This window comes from Pseudomonas sp. Fl4BN1 (assembly GCF_009908285.1).
Classification (GTDB): domain Bacteria; phylum Pseudomonadota; class Gammaproteobacteria; order Pseudomonadales; family Pseudomonadaceae; genus Aquipseudomonas.
On the sequence record NZ_JAAARM010000003.1, the window covers coordinates 252,237 to 273,339 of the forward strand.

Below are 21,103 nucleotides of genomic sequence, written 5' to 3' on the forward strand. Positions count from 1 at the left end.
AATGATTATCCTGACTATCGCGCCCGCTTTCCCACTCGCGCTTCACCGTTCACTGTAGGCAATCCGCTGATGCCTGGGCAGGGCCATGTTCAGCAGTTGCTCCAGTGACTGCTCCGGCGGCAGGTAGTCGTCGCCAAAATCGCCATCGGCCAATTGCGTCGGATGGGCCACCACTTCCACCACGCCCTCGGGACGAAATCCGTCCAGCAGGTCCTTGGGCGTGCATACCGTGATCATGCCAAATCCCGATAACCCGCAAATCCGCCGGTTCAGCGAGCTTTTGAACAGTCGCTTGAGCGGGCCGATATTGCCGCCGAGATTGCGAGCCAGGCGCACCGGCACACCCTGCTGGGCGGCAAAGCGCGCAACGATCACGCCAATCGGCCAGATATTGTGCACGTGCTGGTGCGAGTCGATATGGCTGGGGCGCAGCCCCTGATCAACACAGCGTTGCCACTGGGCCTGCAGCTCCTGCCTGACGGCTTCGCTCGCGGGGGCCGAAAGGCGCAAGGCCGAGCGCGGCAGGTTGAGATCGAACTGCCCCTTGGCGTCGCAAAACAACGGCTGGGTGCGGATCGCCGGGCTCAGTGGCTCGCCATAGGTCAGGTTGAAGTGCAAGCCGATGCGCCCCAGCAAGGCATGTTCGTGGGCCAGGCGGCAGGCATCCTCGAAGGCCGGCATGTTGGCCATCAGGGTGGCGGAACTGATCACCCCACGCTTGAAGGCGCGCAGGGTCAGTTGGTTGTAGTCCAGGTCGAGACCGAAGTCGTCAGCATTGACGATGACCCGGTGCACGCGTGGAACGGACAGGGTGTAGTTCATCGGTGAGCCCCTTGTGCAGTGCCGGCCTGGCGGCGTTCGCGCCAGGCTTTGAGGCGAGGTTTGAGGTATTGCCAGAGGCGTTCGGCGACGCCCGCCAGCAGGCCCAGGGGGCGCCAGGAGTAAAAGCTCCAGCGCTGGTGCTCCACCAGGCCGCTCATGCGTTCATGCAACTGGTGGCTGGAGCGACTGAGGCTGACCCGAGAGGCATCCACCCACTGCCAGCCTTCGTCCAGCCCCCAGCGAATCCACTCGTCCAGCAGCAACCGGCCACTGCCGAGGTTGGCGTGCTCGGCCAAGAAGGCGATGTTGTAGTCATACAGGCGACCGCGCTCCAGCAGGCCGAGACGATAGCTGATGCAGTGCCCCTGATGTTCGAGCATCACCACCCGCACGCAGCCCTCGGCGGCCAGCCCGCGCAACGCCGTCTGCATCCATTGCTGGCGTTGTTCTCCGGAGAAAATCCCCAGGCCGTCGGCGCCTTTCCAACTGGCCTGTTCCACCTCACTGAGCCTCTGCAGAACACTATCGATGCCATCTGCCTCGGGCGCCATGCGCACCACTCGGGCATCGATTTCCCCGCAGCGTTTCTTCGCTCGCCGCAGTTCATAGCGCAAAGTGCCACTGGCTTCCCCACGGTCGCTGTCGACGATCAAGTGTTCCGGCGCGCGACAGCTCAAGGATTGCTCGCTGTACCAACTGGCCCGACGCCAAGGCGCGAGCAGGCTGGCGGCATTGACCAGTTCGTGGAACTGCAGCAGGTCGTGGGGCATCTGCCGGCGGATTTCCTGCAACGCCTCGGGCATCGCGCTTTGCGCCGGGTCTGCGACCAGCAGCGCCAGGCGGTCACTCAGGGGGTGGCCCAAATGGCGTACCACCTGCAGGGGCAGTCCGGCCTTGCGCTCGCGGCCGCGGATCAGTGGCAGGCAGAGCAGCAGTTGCTGATCTTGCCAGCCCAGCAGAATCTGCAAGTGTTGTCGGCCATCGAGCGCCTGTTCGGCACCCTGCAACCAGCTCAGGCGGTTGAAGGGCGTGGCGTCAACGCAGCGTTGGCGCAGCTGTTCATAGGCCGCCACGGGGAAATCTGCTGCCGCAAGGCTTGCGCACCATTGCCACCGAAAGCTCACGAGAGGTCCTTATCAGTCTGGCTGGAAGAGACCGGATGCTGGGCCAGGCGCCCCCGGCGCAGATGATGCAGGCGGGTCTGGTGATAGGGGCGGCGGCGATGGAAATGCAGGCACCGCAGCAGGCAATAGACGTGCAAGGACTCACCGATCTCCTGAAAACCCAGGCGCATGTGCATTTTCAGCGCGGCTTCGTTGCGCACATTGACCAAGGCCCGGGTGGCCTTGAAACCACGCTCACGGTACTCGTCCCAGAGCATCTTCTGCGCCAGGATCACCACCCCCGAACCGCGAAACGGCGGCGCACATTCACCGGCGAACTGGTACAGGCAGCCTGGCGGCATGCGCATCCAGCAGCGGTACAACTGGTCGTCGTAGTAATCGCGCTCGCTGACCCAGACCATCATCATCACGTTACCGTCTTCATCCAGGTGCGCGCTGCCGCGGCTGCCCTTGTTCAGCAGGCCGCGAATGGCTGGCAGCTGGGCCTTGAAGTACTTGTCGAAAGCCGGCAGCAGGTCGGTGGTGATACGCACCTGGGGCCAGCGGCTGGGGTTGATGGGGCAGGGCACCGGCAGGGTCAGGGAACGCTCCAGGGTCAGCAGTTCCCAGTGGTAGAAAAAGAACCGTTCGCAGAACACCCGCAGGCTGCCGCGCAGGCCCTTGCGGCGGATTTTGGCCAACAGGCCGGTCAAGCGATTCATAGGGTTTTCCAGGTCAAGGCAAACAGGGTTTCAGCGGGCAGTTGGAACTGCGCCCGGCCATCGCTGCACTGCACCGCTGCAGCGCGGCTGCGGCCATCGGGGCCCAGCAGTTCGAGGCTCGGGTTCGACTGGCAGATATCCAGTGCACCTGCCAGGTCAATGGTGTAGGCACGGGGCGTCTTGGCCACGCCCAACAGGCTGTGGCGCGGGCCGTCGCGCAGGGCCAGGGCATCCACCTCGAACGCCGGGTTATCGAGGCTCTGCACTTCGCCCAGCCAATGCTGCTGGATGAACTGCTGGGCCCGTGCCACCGGCTTCAGGCTGAAGCGCTGGGCATCTTGCTGGGACAGCATGCCCTTGGGGTACTCGGGCTCGTCGGCGGCCTGGAACCAGTTGAGCATGTCCAGCAGGCCGTCCTGGGAAGCGTTGATCACCACCGAGGCCCACCACAGGGCGGCGTAGTGGGTGTCTTGCTGATAGGGGCTGAGGTCCGGGCCGCTGGAGATATTGGTCTGGCTCAGCAACAGTGCCTTGCGCGGCCGGCCGTGCTCGTCCAGCCCCACCAGGTCGGCTGCGGCGCGCACGCTGGCGCGATAACGGCGGGTGGCCAGCAGATCGCGAACCATCCACTCGTGCCAGGCCAGGGCATCGATATCGGCGCCGTGCTCGGCCAGCAATTGCCGGGCCCAGTCGATGCCCCGGCGTTGCCCGGCACCGACCCGGAAGGGTCCATCGAGCAAGCGCGAGCTCACCGGCATGGCAATGCGTACACCCGCGGCACGGGCGTCAGGGTTGGCCTTGGTGTGTTCCAGCATCCGCGCAAAATACGCGGCAAACACCGCGTAGCTCGGGTAGTTGAGGTTGGGCTCGTCGGCGAATGCCAGGTAGTGCAAGCCCTGGTTACCCAACTGGACGCTGTCGGCCAGCCAGGCATCGAGTCCGGCAAAGGTCTGGCTGCCGGCCTCCAGCACTGCCTGGCGGCCGGTGCCCGCGAGCAAGGTGATGTCGCGGTCGATCTTGAACGTCTCGCGGTACAACCGACGGAAGGCGATTTCCCGCTGCGGCTCTTGCTTGATCACATCGACGAAGCTGTAGAAGTTGGCGGACCGCGGACCCAGGGCCCGCAGCAATTCGAACGTCGACTGCGGGGGTTCGGCATAGGGCAGGGCGATCCCCAGGTGCGGGCTGGGGCCGCGTACCTGGGGCTTGAGGGTCAGCTCGACCCGGCTCGGTGCCCACTGCAGCGGGTGCAGTTGGCGCAGGTCCTGGGCGAACAGGTTGGCGGTGCCGTCGAGCCAGAACCCGACCTTGCCCGAACCGCCCAGCGACAAGCGCCAGACTTCGTCCTGCTGGGCCACCGGCAAGGCGGCCTGGTCGAACTGCCCGTACTGCGGGTGCTCCACCAGCTTGAGCCGGACCAGTTGGCCGTCACTCAGGCGTGAAGCCTGGAGCACACTGACGCCGCCGTAATACTTGCCTGCCAGCACCGCCTGCTCGCCAGCCGCCACGCGAAAGTACAGCTCGACGCCGCTGGGGACGTCGGCACTGAAATGTACCTTGGCTGGTTCGAATTGGCCGCGAGTGGCGCTGTCGTGGTTGACCTTGAAGTTACGGAAGCTGTAGCCCGGGACTTGCAGCCGATAGTCACCCTGGGCGGCCGGCAGCTGGACTTCCCGTTGGCCATAAGGTTGATCGGCGCGGATTTCCAACTGTTGCAGCAACTGGCCGTCGGGGCCCAGCAGGTACAGCTGTTCCTGGTTGGCATCGCTTTGCCAGGCCGGGCTCCAGCGCAATTGCAGGGTGTCTGCGGCAGCGGCCTGCAGATACAGGCTGCCGTCGCGGATATCCGCCCATTGCATGGGCTCCGCGTGCAGGGATGAAGCCGCTGAGATCAGCATCAGGGCGAGCAGGGAGCAGGGTTTCATCAGGCCTTTTCCTTAGGACGCAATAAGTGACGCACGTAGACAATGTCTCCAGGTAGCAGGATCAGGGTGCGGTACCAGGCCACACCACTGAGGTGGCAATACAGGCCAAGCATCACCAGGCTCACCGCCAGGTAGGCGATGGACGAGGCCAGGCCGGCGCCGACGATGCCCAGGTGCGGGATCAATACGGCGTTGAGCGCCAGGTTCAGCAGGGCACCGCCGGCCAACAGCAATGACAGGGCCCCAGGACGCTGCTTGCCCAGCAGGTCCAGGCGCAGGATGCTCGCGTAGCACAGGCCGAACAGCCCCGGCAGCAGGGCCAGCAGCGCGCTGTACGCCGGGGCGTATTCGGCGCCGAATAGGGTGACGATCAGCCACTGGCCGATCAGCGCCATGCACAGGCAGGCGCCGAGCATGACCGTGGCAGTCAGGCGCAGGGCCAGGGCGGTGAGTTGCTCGATGCCGGCCCCCTGTTGTAGCAGGCGCTTCATCAAGGGTGTGGTCACTGCCTCGGGAATGATCAGCAACAGCTCGGCGGCGGCACTGGCCATGGCATACCAGCCCAGGGCGGCCGGATCGAGCAGGGCACCGATAAACAGGTAGTCCGAACGCAGCATCAGTTGCTGGGACAGCACCCCAGGATGGCTCTGGGCGCTGTAGCGCAGCAGCTTGCCTTGTTCCCCGGCCTGCCAGCGCAGGCGCAAATCATGAAAACGCGCCAACCAGCACCAGCCGACCACCACCACCAACACGGTGCCGCCCAGCCAACTGATGAGTGCGGCGGACAGCGGCTGGTCGCGCCAGATCCACCACAGGCCGACGAACAACAGCAGCGGCACCAGGGATTCCAGCAGGCGCAGGGCATTGAAGGCTTCGACCCGGCCATCGGCGTTGTGCAGGGTCAGCAAGCCGCTCTTGAGCACAGTGATCGGCACCGCCAGCAACAACAGCCAGGCCAGGTCCCCCAGTTGCAGGCTGATCTCCCACTGGCTGCCCAAGGTGTTGCTCACGGCCAGGCCGGCCAGGGTCAGCAAGCCGGCCAGCAGGCAGCCGTAGATCAGCACCTGGGTCAGCAACAGCCCCATGGGCCGCTGGCGCGCCGCCTCATAACCGACAGCGGTGTTGAGGCCGCCACTGGTGAGCGCGGCGATCAGGTCCGGCAAGGTGCTGAGCAGGGCGAACAGGCCGCGATCGGCGGGCCCCAGCAGGCGTGCCAGCAACACGTTGCGCAGTAATCGCAGGCCGATCATCGCCAGCCGCGTGCCCATGCTCAGGGCCAGGTGCCAGAGGTAGCTGCCGCGCTTCATGCCCGCGCTCCCTGCAGCAAGCGCCAGGCCAGCAGGCCCGGGCGCCCGGCGCTGGCGTGGCTGACATCGATGCGCGGCAAGGCCAGCAGCGGATTGCCGTCGGCCTCGATCAAGCCGGGGCGCGTGCCCAGGGCGTAGCGATAGCCCAGCTCGGCGACTGCTGCGCGCACCTCGGGGCTGTGATCGCCATTGGGGTAGCAATACACCCCCAGTGGCGCCTGGCAGTGTTCCTGCAAGGCCGCGTGGGAACGGTGCAGGTCGCTGCGCAACGCTGGGCCGTCAAGGCGGGTGAGGATGCCGTGACTGGCGCCGTGGGGGCCAAAGCGCACCAGCCCAGAGCGTTCCAGGCGCTCGACCTGGGCCCAGTCCAGGCTGTGGGGGGCACTGGCGGCGGGGCAACTGTCGGCCAGGGCTTGCAGGGTCTCGGGAGCCAGGTTTTTCAGGCATTGCAAAAAGCCCCCGAGTGCTCGGCTGCGAGCGTCGCTGTCGTCGGTTTGCAGCAAGCTGGGCGGGGGCGTCAGTTGCAGCGCCCGCAACTGCACCAGCAGCGGCTGTGCTGCGGGGCTGGCGCCGTGCTGCCACAGGGTTTCGCCAATCGATTCCCACCAGAAACCTTGCTGGCTGCCGATGAAATCGGTGGACAGGAAGATGCTCGCCGGCACCTCGTAACGCTCCAGCAGCGGATAGGCGACCTCGGCATTGTCGCGCCAGCCATCGTCGAAAGTCAGTGCCACTCGCGGCCGATCGCCACCGGGATACTCCAGCAAGTGCTGCAGCGGCACACAGTCGAAATGCCGCCGCAACCAGCGCAGCAGATGCTCGAAATGATCCTGGCCAACGCACAACGGAGCCCGGTGGGGCTTGCGCGCGGCGGTGGAGTCGGCCAGTACCCGGTGCAGCATCAGCACCACCCCGGCGTCGCTCAGGCGGGCGCGGCCGAGGCTGTGCAGGTAGGCGCTGCCGAGCAGGCGCTTGAGGGATTGTTTGAAGTTCATGTCAGCGGTTCTGTTGTGGGTTCCACAGGGCATAACGCCGCCCGCGGAGAAACTGCCAGAGGCCCATGCTCATGCCGGCCAGGGTCACCAGCACGAAGCCGGCGAGACGAAACACCTTGGGCAGGCGCCCGCGACTGTCCAGCAGCCCCAGCACCCCGGCACCGTAACCCAGCACCTGGGCGATCAGGCTCAGGCTGTAGAAGGCTCCGGCGTTCCACAGCCACAGGCTGCTGAGCAGCAGCGGCAGCAACAACACCGGGGCCAGGCGGCGTATCAGTTTGTGGCTGATCAGGGCAATGGCGTAGGCGCCGTGGCGCAACGGGTTCATCAGCTCGCGCCGCTGGGCCAGGCTCTGCAGGCCGCCGACGGTGACCCGCAGGCGCCGGCGGTATTGCTTGCCGGCTTCGTCGACGCCCTGGTCGAGTACCTGGGCCTCTTCGACATAGACAATGCGCTTGCCGGCCACCGGGGCGCAGGTGCTGATGAAGAAGTCATCGTTGACCTCGGCGGGAATCCGCTGGAACAGCTCGCGGCGCAGGGCCAGCAATGCGCCGTCGGCGGAAACCATGCAGCCGGTACGGTTTTCCGCCTGGCGCAACCAGGCCTCGTAATGCCGGTACAGGCTGTCTCCCAGGCTCAGGTTGTGCCCCGGGTTGGGGATGATCATGTGCCCGCCGCAGGCCCCGACCTGCGGATCGGCCAGGGGCGCCAAGAGTTTGCCCAGGGTATCGGTGGACCACTGGTTGTCGGCGTCGGTGAACACCAGGATGTCGTTGCGCGCCAGCTCCACGGCGGCGTTCAGGGCCCCGGCCTTGCCCACTCTGGGCAGGTCGAGGACCACGATCCGCGAATCGCGTACGCCCAGGGCGGTGGCCACGGTGTCGTCACTGGAGCCGTCGCTGGCGAGGATGATCTGCAGGTCGCTGGCCGGGTAATCCTGTTGCAGCAGGGTGCGCAGCTTGTGTTCGATGTGCGGGCCTTCGTTATGCGCGGCAATGATCACGCTGACCGACAGGGGCGGGCCTGGTTCCTGCGGTCGCGGTTTGACGAACAGGCTCAGCAGGGCCAACAGCAGCGGATAACCAACCCAGGCATAGAAGGGCAGTAACAGGCACAGCCAGAAAATTATTTTAGCCACGGTCAGGCCTCACAGCAGAACGGTTGAACAGACCCTGAATCAGTGCCACGGCCCCCAGGTGCAGACGCACCCAGTGCAGGACCCAGAGTTGCAGGACAAACAGCGGATCACGCTGACGCAGGCCTTGGCGCAGGGCCAGGACCAGGGGCACCAGCCCCCCCAGCAACAGGCACAGCGCGGTCAGGGCCGGACGCCCCAGCAGCAGGCCGAGCAGGGCCAGCAGGCTGAGTGCCGCACAGGCCAGGCACAACAGGGGAAAACGCAGCAAACGCAGGTTGAGGCCACTGCCCTTTAGCAGTTGCACATGGCTGCCCTGGCGCCAGCGCTCCTTGCCGGCCCATTCGCCCCAACTGCCCTCGAACCCCCAATGCAGCACCTGGGGTTGCGGCTGGCTCAGTTGGCGGGCGCCGGCAGCGTGCAGGCGCAAGCCAAAGTCCTTGTCTTCGCCAGTGCGCAGTTGCTCGTCAAAGCCGCCGACACGTTCGAACCAGACCCGCTGCAGGCACAGATTGGGCGTAGGCATCCAGTGCAGCAGGCGGGCTTGCTGGCCGCCGGCCAGACTGCGACGTTGCCAGGCCCTGGCGAACCAGGGAGCGCTGGCAGGCGCTGCGCAGTCCAGAGCGAAGACCTCGGCGCGTTGTTCGGCCAAGGCCTGTTGCCAGAGTTGCAGCCAGTTCTCGGGGACCTCGATATCCGCATCGAGAAATGCCAGGCAATCGCCAGTGGCGACGGCCGCTCCGCGATTGCGCAAGGCCCCGATGCTGATCCCCGGGCAGAGCAGGACCCGCGCGCCCAGCGCCTGGGCCTGTTGCGGCCCCTGGTCGGTGGAACCGTTGTCGACCACGATCAATTCGCAGTCGACGGCGGCAGCCCTGGCCGCGCGGAGCACGCTGTCCAGGGTCCGGGTGATGTGACGTACCTCGTTGTACATGGGCACTATCACGCTGATCCTTTGCATCTTTGCCTCCCTTGGCCAGATTGCGTTGTTGTCATGGACGCCTTGTCTCGGCGCTGTTTTTTCGGCCTTGCTCGGTGTTGGCCATACCGCCTGGCGCCGCTCGCAAGCGGCGCAGGAGGGAGGCTCAGGGACTACCGATCAGGTCGGGGCACGGCGCGCCGGGGCTTCTTCGGCCTGCAACCGGAGCACGCTGGACAGGGCCAGGAAGATCCACAGGTACTTGTGGTTCGGCGCGCTGAGAAACAGCAGGAACACCGCCATGGCCAGCAGGCTCAAGCCCAGGTGGGTGGCGATATCGGCCTGCTCGCGCTGATCACGGGCGAGAAACCCCTGGCGTGCCCGCTCGAAATTGCGCAGGCCCATGAGCATCAGCACCACAAAGCTCAGGCCGCCGGGAATCCCCAGTTCGCTGAACAGTTCCAGGTAGGTGTTGTGGGCCCGGCGGAACAGGTCCGGCTCGTTCATGTTTTCCGAGAAGCTGCTGGCAAAACCGGTCTGTGCGTAATGAATCGGGAAGGTGCCCAGGCCCGAGCCCAGCAGCGGGTTTTCTCGGATCATCTGGCCACCCACTACCAGGTAGGAGGTGCGCCGGCCCAGAGAGGTGTCTTCCGAGTGGGCACCGGACTTGAGCATGCCCAGGGACTTGATCCGTGCCACATAGTCCGCCGGCAGTGCGGCAATCCCCAGGGGCACGACGATCGCCACGGCGAACATGGCGAACCCCAGGTGCTTGGGTCGCAGGCCCTTGAGCCGGTCGCGGTAGTGCCAGGCGCCGATGGCGATAGTGAACAGCACCACCAGCAGGCCGGAGCGCGAGTCGGTCTTGGTCATGCCGGCCATCAGGGTCAGGCTGATGCCGACCCAGAACAGCCGCACCGGCCAGTAGGGCGAGCGCAAGGCAAGGAAGATCGCCGGTGGTACCGCCATGGCGATCAACAGGGCGAAATAGTTGGCGTCCTGCAACAGGCCGATAGCCCGGCCACCCACCTGGTACTTGGCGGAAATCAACGCGATCACGCAAGTGATTGCCACGCTCACCGCCAACAGCCGGCAGAGCATCAACAGGTTGATCTCGCGGGCGATCAGCAGGGTGACGAAAAACAGCACCAGGCCCACCGCCAGCTCCCGCAGGTTGTCCAGGGACACCAGCAGATTCTCGCTGTACATCAGGCTCAGCAGCAGGCACAGCAGGAACGGCCCGAGGGCCCGCCACAGATTGCTGCGCAAGCGGGTTTCGGGGATCTGCCGCAACAGCAGCTTGAACAGCATGATCAGGATCAGCGAGGCGCCCAGCAGCTTGGCCCCGGAAAACGCGCTGTCCTTGAACAGGCCCTCGAAGGGCACCAGGGCACAAATCCCCAGCAGGCCCCAGCCTGGGCGGCGATACAGCACGGCCAGGCCAAATAACCCGACCACCACCAGCGGCGCGAGAAACGGCCACGGGCTGGCAAGCAGCAGCAAGCTGGCCAGGCCCAACAGAAGTCCGAGGAACGGGGCGGCGATCATACCGGGGTGGCCTCTCTGGCGACGCGGTACAGCTCATCCCAGCTGCGGGCCAGGGTGGGCAGGTGATAGTACTTGCGCTGGGTAACACGGGCGGCGCCGGCCAGTTCCTCGGCCAAGCCCGGATCATCCAGCAGCTCGCCGATGCGGCGTTCCAGCTCGGCACTGTCCAGGGGCTTGGCCAAGAGGCCGTTGTGCCGGTGTTGCAGCACATCGGGAATGCCGCCCACGGCAAAGGCCACCACTGGGGTGCCGGCCTGCATGGCTTCCAGGAGGATCATCGGCGTGCCCTCGGTGCGTGAGCTGAGCACCAATACGTTGAGGCGCTTGAGCCAGGGCTGCATGTCGTTCTGATAACCCGGCAACAGGATCCGCAACGCCAGCCCGGCGTCTTCGATACGTTGGCGCAAGGCCTGGTTCTGCTCGCCGTCGCCCAGCAGCACGGCCTTGAGCCCGGGGCGCTGGTGGCACAGGGCAATCAGCGCATCGAGGAACAGGTCCGGGCCTTTTTCCGCGCTCAAGCGGCCGACAAAACCCACCAGGGGTTCGGCCTCGTCGCGGCGCACTTCGGGCTCGCGCAGCGGCGGGCCATCGGTGCTCGCCGGCAGGGTCAGCTTGGGCTCCGGCAGGCCGTTGGGGATCACCCGCAGCTTGGCCTCGGCCACGCCCGCCTGCACGTGCAACTGGGCAATGCTCTGGGCCACGCAGGCCACCCGGCGTACCTGGCGGCTGCGGCACAGGCGCAGGCTGATCCAGGTGTAGAGCTTCTGTTTCAGGCTGCGCGGGGTGAAACCGTGCTGGGTCAGCACCAGGGGCAGGTGCAGGCGCCGGGCGCAAACCCAGGCGAACACCTGGGCCTTGAAGTTGTGGGCGTTGAGCAGCCCAGGCTGGTGCCGCAGGTGAGCCAGCAACTCTTTCAAGCACTGGCAGTTGTGGCTTGGCACACCGGCCTTGGCAAAACGTTCCAGCAGTGTTGCCGGAGCGTTGAGGAACACCACCCGGTGCTGCCCCGGCGTGACCAGGCAGTGATCCAGCAGCATGCGTTCGGCACCATAGAAGCCGCCGCTGTGGATCAGGTGCACGATGGGCTGCACGGCCCGGCTCAGGTCGTTCACTGTTTGGCCCAATACCAGGCCCAGCGCCAGGTCCAGCGTGGATAGGGATTGACCTGCTGCTCTTCAACCGCGTTGAGCACCATCAGCACCGGCAGGCCGAGGTGATCGCTGACCTGGGCCGGGTGCTTGAAGCGGTGGTCGAAGAACTCGTAGACATAGCCCAGGGCGATGGCCAGCAGCAGGCCGGTGAGCAGGCCCAGGGGAATGATCAGCATCGGTTTGGGGAACGCCGCTTCGCTGGGTTCATAGGGCTGGCTGAGAACCCGCGCGTTGGACAGTTCACCGCTGATCAGGCGTTCGCCGCGGCTTTCTTCGTAGCGCTGGGTGTAGGTGAAGAAGGCTTTGTGCAAGGCATCGATTTCGGTGTCCAGCTGACGCAGTTTGCTCAGCACTTCCTGCAGGTCGCGTACCCGGGTCTTGTACTCGTTGATCCGCGCACTCTTCTGGGCAATCACCGACTGGGTGATCTGCAGGTCGCTGCTGCGCTCGCGCACGCGGTTTTCCACCACCTTGAGGAACTGCGCCCGGGCCCGCACGATCTGCTCGCGCTGCTGCTGCATCGGTACGCTGTCGGCCCGGTAGGTGTCGGCCGTGGTGCCGAACTGGGTCACCAGGTTGGTCAGCTGCTCGCCCAGTTGCTTGATCTCGCGGTCTTCGTAGGCAACGTTGTCCACGGTGTTGGCAAAGGCGAAGGGGAAGGTGTAGTCGGTCAGGTTGGCCTTGCGCGCAGCCGCCAGGTTCTTCTGCAGGTAGTCCAGGCGGCGCTGGTTCTCCAGGGCCTGGTCGCGGTAGCCGTTGAGGGACTGCTCTTCAGTGTTGATGGCGTTCAGGCGGAAGGTGATTTCTTCCTTGGGGTCGGAGGCATGGGCCGCTTCCAGCAGGGCCTGGCGTTTGCCTTCCAGGTCATCCAGGCGCGACTGGTACTGAGCCTTTTTCTGTTCGTAGAAGGCTTCGGGCAGTTCGTTGGATTGCAGGTCCTGGCGATTCTTCAGGTAGTTGGCCAGCAGGCGCTCGACGAAGCGCGTGCCTTCGGCGGCATTCGGGCTGCTGTAGACCACCGAGATCACGTTGGAGCCGGGCAGGGTGCCGATCTTCAGGTCCTTGACCGCCTGGTCGGTGAAGGCATCCAGACTGGTGTCGCGCACCGGATCCACGGCCAGCCCGAAGAAGCCGCGCACGGGATTGATCACATGATTGCGCAGCGGATCGATCAGGCCGTTCTTGATCGGCTTGACGATCAGCTTGCTCAACAGGCCCTCGCTGCCACCGAACTGGCCCTCGCGGCGCAGCTGGTCGATGGTGGTGCGGATCAGGGTCGGCGAACGCAGGATATTGCTCTCGGTCTCCATGTCCGCCAGCGACGGCGGGATGAACTTGTCGGAGTCCGGGGTGAGCATGGTGTTGGCGTCGGTCTGCGACAGCTTCTTGGACTGCACAATCACTTCGGCAGTGACCTCGAAGCTCTGCTTGAGCACCAGCGGCAGTAGCAGGGCGATCAGCGCGAAGCCCAGGAACACCCGTTTGATCAGGCGTCGATTGACAAAGAACACGAGCAGGAACTCGTGCAGGTAGTTTTCGATCTTGGTCATCAAGAGGGGGCTCAGTTATTTTTCGTTTCTTTGTTGTCGACGCGGTAGCCGAAGCTGAACCCGACACCCTGGAACATGATCACGTCAGCCAGCTGCTTGCTCAGGGCCCCGGCCTTGGCCAGGCGGGTCTTGGGTACGTAGAGCATGTCGTCCGGCTGCAGGTAGGCGAACTGCAAGGCCTTGCCGTCCAGCGCCGCATCGGCGTCATAGACCCGCGCTTCGACCTGGTTGCCCTTGCGCCGCATGATCACCACCGAGTCCAGGCGCGCGGTGGGTCCGGCGCCCTTGGCCAGGGTCAGGGCCTCGAGCACCGAGATCGGCCGGCGGATCGGGTAGGCTCCCGGCTGGCCGACTTCGCCCATGACGAACACTTCGTTGGCGGCGGTGGTCTTGAGCAGTACATCGACGCTCACTGCTCCCACTTCCTTGGCGTAGCGCTGGTTGATCAGGCTCTGCAGCTCGCTCAGGCTCTTGCCCTGCAAGGACAGGCTGCCCAGCAGCGGGAAACTGGCGCGGCCGTCGGAACCCACGACGATCTCGCGGCTCAGGCCGGTAGCGGGGTTGGTCAGGCTGGTGCGCAGATTGTCCAGCTGAGCCATGGCGTGGGAAATCGAGAAGGTGATCTGCGGCTTCTTCAAGACCTTGGCGTACTGCGTCTCCAGAACCTGGCGCGCCTGTTCCGCCGATAGCCCGGCAACCTGGATATTGCCCACGTAGGGCATGTCGATGCTGCCGTCGGGCAATACCAGCTTGCTGCCCCCCAGTTCCGGGGCGGTGAGGAAGCTCACGTCGACCTGATCACCAGGCTGCACCAGATAGCGGCTCTGGCTGGTGGTGCCGATGTGGAAGATCACATCGAGCACGTCCTGCGGGCGCAGCACCTGTTCGATGGGCATGACTTCAGTGAGCTGGGCCTGATCGGCCGCGGCACTGAGAATCTGCACTGGCATCTGCTGCGGCTCGCGGTTGATGCAGCCACCCAGGGCCACCAGCAGCGACAGGCTCAGCAGGGAAAGTATGGGTTTGTTCATGGTTACACGTTCCTTGTGCCGGTCAGAGACGGTCATAAACCCACTTGGGCATGTAGTACTTGCGGGCGTTGAACACACTGCCGATCAATTTCGCTTCGGCCTGGATCAAGCGCTGCGCCGCGGCCTGGGCCACTTCCCAGCGGGTTTCCTCGCTGCGTACCACCAGCACCACGCCATCCACCTGAGTGCTCAAGGTGAGGATGTCGCCGCTGCTGTACACCGGGTCGCCATCGATGATCACGAAGCGGTATTCCTTGGCCAGGCTCTGCAACACTTCGCGCAGCAATTGCGGGGTCAGGCGCTCGGCGTATTGCTGGCGCCGGCCCAGGGGCAGGAAGTCGAAGTTCAATTCGTCGCGGCTTTCGATGCAGAAGGCCAGGGTCGGCGGAGTGTCAGCCAGGGCCAGGTCGAGAAAACCCGCACGGTCATCCAGGTCGAGGCGCCGGGTCAGGCTGTTTTCCGAGAGGCTGGTGTCCACCAGCAACACCCGGCCGCGGCTGGTGCGCGCCAGTTCGTTGGCCATGCTCAGGCTGCTGCTGGTGATGCCGCTGTTGCGATTGGCCGCCGTGAGCAGGATCACCCGCAGCTCCTGGTCGAGCACGGTCACCGCCAGGTTGCTTTCGCTGGGGCTCTGGATATTCAGACTGGCAAAGGTTGCTGCCGCCATTTCAACTTGCTCCGTGGCCATTGAGGACCTTGAAGGGGGTTTTGATCAGGATCTTCAGGTCGAGCCAGGGGCTCTGCTGGAAGATGTACGTCATGTCGAGGGTTACCCGACCGTCGAAATCCACGTCGCTGCGCCCGGACACCTGCCACAGCCCGGTGATCCCGGGGTAGATGCTCAGCCGGCCGAGGTGGTGTGCCTTGTAGGTCTGGGCATGGAACGAGGTAGGGCGCGGACCGACGATGCGCATTTGGCCGAGCACCACGTTGATCAGGTTCGGCAGTTCGTCGAGGCTGGTGCGGCGCAGGAAACCGCCAATCCCGGTGATCCGTGGATCGCGGTCGATCTTGAAGTCCACCGAGTCCGGGCCGTGCTTGTTCAGGTGGCGCACCGAGTCCTTCAAGGCCTCGGCGTTGACCACCATGGTGCGAAATTTGTACATGCCGAAGCGCCGGCCACGAAAGCCGGTACGCAGCTGCACAAAGAACACCGGGCCGGGGCTGGTGAACTTGATCAGTAGCGCCACCACCAGCAGCAGTGGCGACAACAGCACCAGCAACAGCGCCGCCAGCAGCGCCGAGGTCAGGCGCTTGCTGCGTGACAGGGTCCAGGAGCGACCGCCGTCGCGGCCGGTGATCCAGCCATGGTGCTGCAGGTCGATGGCGGCCTGGACCTTGCGCCGGAACGGATCGTTGCGCCGGTCGATGCGAGCAGGGGCCGGCACCTCGGTTGCAGGCGATGAGAAGGGTCTTTCCATATCCACCGGAAGTACATCCATTGCAAAAGGTTGGGGGGAAACGCGCAGGGGCGGGGCGTCGGTTCAGGACGCGCCGCGTTGGTAGTAGCTCAAGTACCATTGGACAAAGCTGCGCAAGCCTTCCTCCAGCGGCACCTGTGGCCCGAAACCGGTGAGGTTTTCCAGGGCGCTGACATCGGCGCAGGTGTTGAGTACGTCCCCGGGTTGCAGGGGCAGGTAATCCACCTGAGCCTGACGGCCGAGGAGTTTTTCCAGGGTCGCCACGTAGTCCTTGAGCTCCACTGGGCGCTGGCCACCGATGTTGAACAGGCGCCAGGGCGCCATGCTGGTGGACGGGTCTGGCTGTTCGCGGTTCCACAGCGGATCGCGCACCGGCGGCTTGCCCAGCAGGCGTGCCAGGGATTCGACGATGTCGTCGATGTAGGTGAAGTCGCGCTGGTGCATGCCGTAGTTGAACAACTTCAGCGGTCGGCCCTGGCTGATCGCATCGGCAAACAGGATCGGCGACATGTCCGGCCGGCCCCAGGGGCCGTACACGGTAAAGAAGCGCAGGCCGGTGGCCGGCACGCCGAACAGATGGCTGTAGCTGTGGGCCATCAGTTCATTGGCTTTCTTGCTCGCCGCGTACAGCGACAACGGGTGGTCGACGTTGTCGCTGACCTTGTACGGGGTCTGCTGGTTGGCGCCGTACACCGAGCTGGAAGAGGCGTAGATCAGGTGCTCTACCGGGTAGCGCCGGCACATCTCCAGCAGGTTGAGAAAGCCGCTGAGGTTGCTGTCCAGGTAGGCCTTGGGATTCTCCAGGGAGTAGCGCACTCCGGCCTGGGCGGCGAGGTTGATCACCACCTGCGGGCGGACTTCGGCGAACAGCCGTTCCAGGCCCTCGCTGTCGGCCAGGTCCAGGCGTTGCAGGGGGAAGTGCCCCACTTGCTGCTCCACCCAGCGCACTCGGTCGCGCTTGAGCTGGGGGTCGTAGTAGTCGTTGAAATTATCCAGCCCGGTGACCTGATGCCCATCCTTGAGCAAACGCAGTGCGGTATGGGCGCCGATGAAACCGGCGGCCCCGGTGATCAGGATATTCATGCGTCGAGCGCCTCCGGAACGCGATACGGCAGACCGATGCTCAGGTAGTGCAGGCCGGCGTCCGCAGCTTGTTGCGGGCTATAGAGGTTGCGACCGTCAACAATCAGGCGATCCTTGAGCGAGTCGCGCAGCATCTTGAAGTCCACCACGCGAAAGGCTTTCCATTCGGTGCAGATCACCAGGGCGTCGGCACCTTGCAGGGTGTCGTCGCGGGTAGCGCACAGCAGCAGGTCGTCGCGATAGCCGTACAGGCGCCGGCATTCGGTCATGGCTTCCGGGTCGTAGGCATGCACCTTGGCCCCGGCTTCCCACAGCGCTTGCATCAGGTAGCGGCTGGTGGCTTCGCGCATGTCGTCGGTGTTGGGTTTGAAGGCCAGGCCCCAGAGCGCAATGACCTTGCCTTGGAGGTTGTCCCCCAGGTGTGCCTTGAGCTTGCGAAACAGCACATGGCGCTGCTGTTCGTTGACGTCGCGCACGGTCTTGAGCATGTGCGGCTCCAGCCCGTGGCTTTCTGCGGTGTGGATCAACGCTCGCAGGTCCTTGGGGAAACACGAGCCACCGAAACCGGCACCGGGGTAGATGAAGTGATAACCGATGCGCGGGTCGGCGCCGATGCCCTTGCGCACGGCGTTGATGTCCACGCCCAGGCGCTCTGCCAGGTTGGCCATCTCGTTCATGAAGCTGATGCGGGTGGCAAGCATCGCGTTGGCCGCGTACTTGACCAGTTCGGCGCTGCGGTTATCCATGAACATCAAGCGGTCATGGTTGTGGTTGAACGGTGCGTACAACTCAGTCAATTGCTGGCGGGGCAGGTCGTGGGCACAGCCAACGATGATCCGGTCCGGACGCATGCAGTCGGCGACTGCCGAGCCTTCCTTGAGGAACTCCGGATTGGAGACCACATGCACCCGCAGCTGGGACTTGCCCAGGTCCGCCAGTTGTTCGGCAACAGTCTCGACCACCAGGTCAGCAGTACCCACCGGCACCGTGGATTTGATCACCAGGGTTTTGTCGCTGGACATCAGGCAGGCAATGAGCCGGGCCACCGCCAAGACATGGTCGAGGTCCGCAGAACCGTCTTCATTGGAGGGGGTGCCGACGGCAATGAAGATCACTTGGCCATGGCCTACGGCATCGCTGGCCTGGGTGGTGAAGTGCAGTCGACCGGCTTTTTGATTCTCTTCAATCAGGGTCGTCAGGCCCGGTTCGTGAATCGGTGGAATAGAACGTTGCAGCTGGGCGATCTTGTGGCTGTCGATATCGACGCAGACCACGTTGTGCCCGACATCGGCGAGAGCTACTGCTTGTACCAGACCGACATAGCCAGTACCAAAAACGCTGACTTCCAAGGGAACGACCTCGTCCATGATGAGTGTGGGGTGAGGGCGTAGCTCACCTTCCGGAAAACCGCATGCGACACATAGCCGCTACTGCGTTCTTTTTTTGACACTACCATAGGGTTGAGACGTTTAATTGACGTTTGTCGGTGTTACATAAATGACGCAGGCGTATTATTTATTTTATTAAAAATATAAATACCTTATAAAACAACTAGTTATACCTATTGATGATGGTCGTCATAGAAACTGTCAAATACTTGTTTGCTTGTTCAAAAAAAACAATAAATCCGACAAGCGGTAGCAATCTAAGACAAAAGGTTGATGCTTTTTGGCCATTATCGAGAAGAGAACAGGTATTGCCGATGTGTTTCCTGATCAGTCGGACAGCTTTATTGACGCTTTCTGCCGGGTTGAAAATTGGCGGAATTGATCAGTTTATCCACGGTTATGCCCACGTTGAATCGAGTGCTGATGGTGCGGATTTTTCGACCCGCGAGTCAGACTAAAGTCGGGTTGGGACGGCCGGGGCCATCTGCCATCATTGTCGGCCTTCATTGATTCAATCAATTCAACCTGTGATCGCTGATTCGCAGGGTGAATTTCCCCTGGGTCATTCTTTACCTCGCGTCACTGATTTTCTGCTGGAGCCTGTTCATGCGTCCCCCTTTCCCTTTACTCAAACCGTGCCCGTTGCTGGGCCTCGGAGCTGCCGTCCTGTGCTCGGGTTTTACCCCCCTGGCCAATGCCGGAGGCTTCTTCGAGGACGCCAGCGCCAAGCTGGAGTCGCGTACGGTCTACTTCAATCGGGACTTTCGTGACGGTCACAGCAACACCGAGCAGGGAGCTTCCAAGCGCGAGGAGTCGGCCCAGGGTTTGATTCTCAACCTGCAATCGGGCTACACCGAAGGCACCGTGGGTTTTGGCCTGGACGCCTTGGGGATGCTGGGGGTCAAGCTGGACTCCAGCCCTGATCGCAGCAACAGCGGCCTGCTGCCGTCCAGCGGGCACGACCCGCGAGGTTCGGCGGATCAGTACGCCAAACTGGGCCTGACCGCCAAGATCAGGGTGTCGCAGAGCGTCCTCAAGTACGGCGCGCAATTGCCGGATTTGCCATTGCTCAAGTACAACGACGGGCGCCTGCTGCCGACCATGTTCAATGGCGCGGTACTGACCTCCAGGGAGATCAAGGACCTGACCTTGACCGCCGCGCGCCTGGACCAATACACCGCCCGGGATTCCACCGATGCCCAGGACATCCGTGTGCATTGCAAGAACAAGCGCTATGCCTGCAATACCACCGCGGACCACTTCGACACCTACGGCGCGGACTACAAGTTCAACGACCGCCTGAGCGGCCAGTACCACTACGCCGAACTGCAAGACATCTACCGTCAGCATTTTGTCGGTTTGCTGGCGAACCAACCGTTGGGGCCTGGCGTACTGAAAGCTGACCTGCGCCTGTTCAAGAGCGCCGACAGCGGCGCCGAGCGAGCAGGCAGCATCGACAACCGGGCCCTGAGCAGCATGCTCGGCTATAGCCTTGGCGGGCACGTGTTCAGCGCCGGCTGGCAGCGTATGTACGGTGATAACTCGATGCCGTACCTGGATGGCAGCAACCCGTACCTGGTGAACTACGTCCAGGTAAACGACTTTGCCGCGATCCAGGAACGCTCCTGGCAATTGCGCTATGACTACGACTTCAAGGCCATTGGCCTCAATGGCCTGAGCTTCCTCACCCGTTACGTCAGCGGCGACCACATCAAGGTCCCGGGCAGCCTGCGCGAAGGCCGCGAGTGGGAGCGTGACAGCGAGCTCAAGTACGTGGTGCAGAGTGGCACTTTCAAGGACGTCAGCCTGCGCCTGCGCAACGCCAGCTACCGCAGCAACTACCAGAAAATTGCCCGTGACATGGACGAGACCCGCCTGATCGTCAGCTACAACTTTTCGATCCTCTGATCCTGCCGGCCTTTACCGGCAAGCCGACTGTTGCGCGGTTGCGATTGTCCCCGGCGGTTGTGGGCGTAGGCTTGCCAACCAAGGCGCTGCTGGCATCGGTGCACGTTTTGCGGGCCTTTCTGCCGGCCCGCGTGACACTGTGCCGCCGAGCCTACAGCTGGTGGCGGTAGGGCAGTTCGGGGCCGGTCTGGGTGCAGGTCAGGGCCGCGGCGCCCACGGCGAATCGCAACTGGGCGTCGATCTGCTCGCGGCTCAAGCGGTCCAGGCCCTGGGCCGAATCCAGGCGGTGTTCGGTCAACCAGGCAATCAACGCCGCCTGGAAGGTGTCGCCGGCGCCCACCGTGTCGGCCACCGTGACTTTTTGCGCGGCTACCGACCAACTGCCATGAGCGCGACTGAAAACGGTCGCGCTCATGGCTGCCCCGGGTCAGGAACACCAGCTTGGCACTGTGCTCCAGCCAACCCTGGATCAGCGCTTCAGGCGCCTGTCCCGGGTACAACTGGGCCAGGTCTTCATCGCTGACCTTGATCAGGTCGGCATGCTTCACAAGCTCCCCAATGCGTTGGCGCCACAGTTGGATATCCGGCTGCGGGTTGAGCCGTACATTGGGATCGAGGCTGATCAAGCGCCGGCCGCGCTCGCGACGGACCAGGGCCAGCAAGGTATCGGCGATCGGTTGCACCACCAGGGAGAAGGAGCCGATGTGCAGCCCGCGTACTCGCTGATCCAGCACCGGCAGGTGCGCTTCCAAGAGCAGGCGGTCGGCGCAGCCTTCGCCACGAAAGCTGTAGTGGGGCGAGCCGTCGGCCCCAACCGCGACCATCGCCAGGGTGGTGGGCGCGTCGAACTCGCGCAGGTAGTCGGTATTCACGCCCTCGGTTTCCAGCACCTGGCGCAGGCGCTGTCCCAGGTAATCCCGGGACAGCCCGGCCAACAGCGCAACGTCGATGCCCAGTCGGCGCAATCCCACTGCCACGTTGAACGGTGATCCGCCGGCCAGCGCCTGGAAGTTCAGGGTATTGGCCCGGTTACTTGCCTGATCCACGCTGAAAAAATCGAACAGTGCCTCGCCACAAACCAGATACATAGTCATT

17 protein-coding genes and 1 pseudogene are annotated in these 21,103 nt (G+C 63.9%); 1 reads left to right on the plus strand and 17 read right to left on the minus strand.

From position 1 onward, the window contains the following. Positions 1 to 42: 42 nt before the first annotated feature. From GV818_RS05000 to GV818_RS05075, 16 genes are all read right to left on the minus strand, one after another. Positions 43 to 822, minus strand: a complete 780-nt coding sequence (locus GV818_RS05000; RefSeq protein ID WP_161775940.1) for a carbohydrate deacetylase — start codon at positions 820 to 822, stop codon at positions 43 to 45. Beyond that, the gene (locus GV818_RS05005; protein WP_161775941.1) at positions 819 to 1,946 is read right to left on the minus strand and encodes a GNAT family N-acetyltransferase; all 1,128 of its coding nucleotides are present in this window, start codon (positions 1,944 to 1,946) and stop codon (positions 819 to 821) included. Before GV818_RS05005 ends, GV818_RS05000 begins: the two co-directional genes overlap by 4 nt. After that, the gene (locus GV818_RS05010; protein ID WP_161775942.1) at positions 1,943 to 2,647 is read right to left on the minus strand and encodes a GNAT family N-acetyltransferase; all 705 of its coding nucleotides are present in this window, start codon (positions 2,645 to 2,647) and stop codon (positions 1,943 to 1,945) included. The genes GV818_RS05005 and GV818_RS05010 overlap by 4 nt, the downstream gene beginning before the upstream one ends. Then, positions 2,644 to 4,572, minus strand: coding sequence for a hypothetical protein (locus GV818_RS05015; protein WP_161775943.1), 1,929 nt, complete (start codon positions 4,570 to 4,572; stop codon positions 2,644 to 2,646). Before GV818_RS05015 ends, GV818_RS05010 begins: the two co-directional genes overlap by 4 nt. Next, positions 4,572 to 5,879, minus strand: a complete 1,308-nt coding sequence (locus tag GV818_RS05020; protein WP_161775944.1) for a lipopolysaccharide biosynthesis protein — start codon at positions 5,877 to 5,879, stop codon at positions 4,572 to 4,574. The genes GV818_RS05015 and GV818_RS05020 overlap by 1 nt, the downstream gene beginning before the upstream one ends. After that, positions 5,876 to 6,874 (minus strand): polysaccharide deacetylase family protein, encoded by a 999-nt coding sequence (locus GV818_RS05025; protein ID WP_161775945.1) that lies wholly within the window; start codon positions 6,872 to 6,874, stop codon positions 5,876 to 5,878. The genes GV818_RS05020 and GV818_RS05025 overlap by 4 nt, the downstream gene beginning before the upstream one ends. 1 nt (position 6,875) lies before the next feature. Beyond that, entirely contained in the window at positions 6,876 to 8,012 is a 1,137-nt protein-coding gene (locus GV818_RS05030; protein WP_161754803.1) for a glycosyltransferase, read from the minus strand. After that, the gene (locus tag GV818_RS05035) at positions 8,005 to 8,970 is read right to left on the minus strand and encodes a glycosyltransferase family 2 protein (RefSeq protein WP_161775946.1); all 966 of its coding nucleotides are present in this window, start codon (positions 8,968 to 8,970) and stop codon (positions 8,005 to 8,007) included. The genes GV818_RS05030 and GV818_RS05035 overlap by 8 nt, the downstream gene beginning before the upstream one ends. A 138-nt stretch (positions 8,971 to 9,108) precedes the next feature. Then, positions 9,109 to 10,476, minus strand: coding sequence for an O-antigen ligase family protein (locus GV818_RS05040; protein ID WP_161775947.1), 1,368 nt, complete (start codon positions 10,474 to 10,476; stop codon positions 9,109 to 9,111). Continuing rightward, the gene (locus GV818_RS05045) at positions 10,473 to 11,600 is read right to left on the minus strand and encodes a glycosyltransferase family 4 protein (protein WP_161775948.1); all 1,128 of its coding nucleotides are present in this window, start codon (positions 11,598 to 11,600) and stop codon (positions 10,473 to 10,475) included. Before GV818_RS05045 ends, GV818_RS05040 begins: the two co-directional genes overlap by 4 nt. After that, positions 11,585 to 13,177, minus strand: a complete 1,593-nt coding sequence (locus GV818_RS05050) for a GumC family protein (protein WP_161775949.1) — start codon at positions 13,175 to 13,177, stop codon at positions 11,585 to 11,587. Before GV818_RS05050 ends, GV818_RS05045 begins: the two co-directional genes overlap by 16 nt. Positions 13,178 to 13,188: 11 nt before the next feature. After that, entirely contained in the window at positions 13,189 to 14,208 is a 1,020-nt protein-coding gene (locus GV818_RS05055; protein ID WP_161775950.1) for a polysaccharide biosynthesis/export family protein, read from the minus strand. Between the two features lie 22 nt (positions 14,209 to 14,230). Next, a complete protein-coding gene (locus GV818_RS05060) occupies positions 14,231 to 14,875 on the minus strand; it encodes a CpsD/CapB family tyrosine-protein kinase (protein ID WP_161775951.1) in 645 nt (214 codons plus the stop codon). A gap of 1 nt (position 14,876) precedes the next feature. Beyond that, complete coding sequence (locus GV818_RS05065; RefSeq protein WP_161755279.1) at positions 14,877 to 15,629, minus strand: sugar transferase; 753 nt, start codon at positions 15,627 to 15,629, stop codon at positions 14,877 to 14,879. 63 nt (positions 15,630 to 15,692) lie between these two features. Continuing rightward, positions 15,693 to 16,712, minus strand: a complete 1,020-nt coding sequence (locus GV818_RS05070; RefSeq protein WP_161754789.1) for an NAD-dependent epimerase — start codon at positions 16,710 to 16,712, stop codon at positions 15,693 to 15,695. Then, the gene (locus tag GV818_RS05075; protein WP_178124723.1) at positions 16,709 to 18,061 is read right to left on the minus strand and encodes a UDP-glucose dehydrogenase family protein; all 1,353 of its coding nucleotides are present in this window, start codon (positions 18,059 to 18,061) and stop codon (positions 16,709 to 16,711) included. Before GV818_RS05075 ends, GV818_RS05070 begins: the two co-directional genes overlap by 4 nt. Positions 18,062 to 18,706: 645 nt before the next feature. Between GV818_RS05075 and GV818_RS05080 the strand changes: the two genes are divergently transcribed. Beyond that, positions 18,707 to 20,008, plus strand: a complete 1,302-nt coding sequence (locus GV818_RS05080) for an OprD family porin (protein ID WP_161775952.1) — start codon at positions 18,707 to 18,709, stop codon at positions 20,006 to 20,008. 151 nt (positions 20,009 to 20,159) lie between these two features. Here GV818_RS05080 and GV818_RS05085 read toward each other — a convergent pair. Beyond that, a pseudogene (locus GV818_RS05085) lies at positions 20,160 to 21,096 on the minus strand (carbohydrate kinase family protein). Between the last annotated feature and the right edge of the window lie 7 nt (positions 21,097 to 21,103).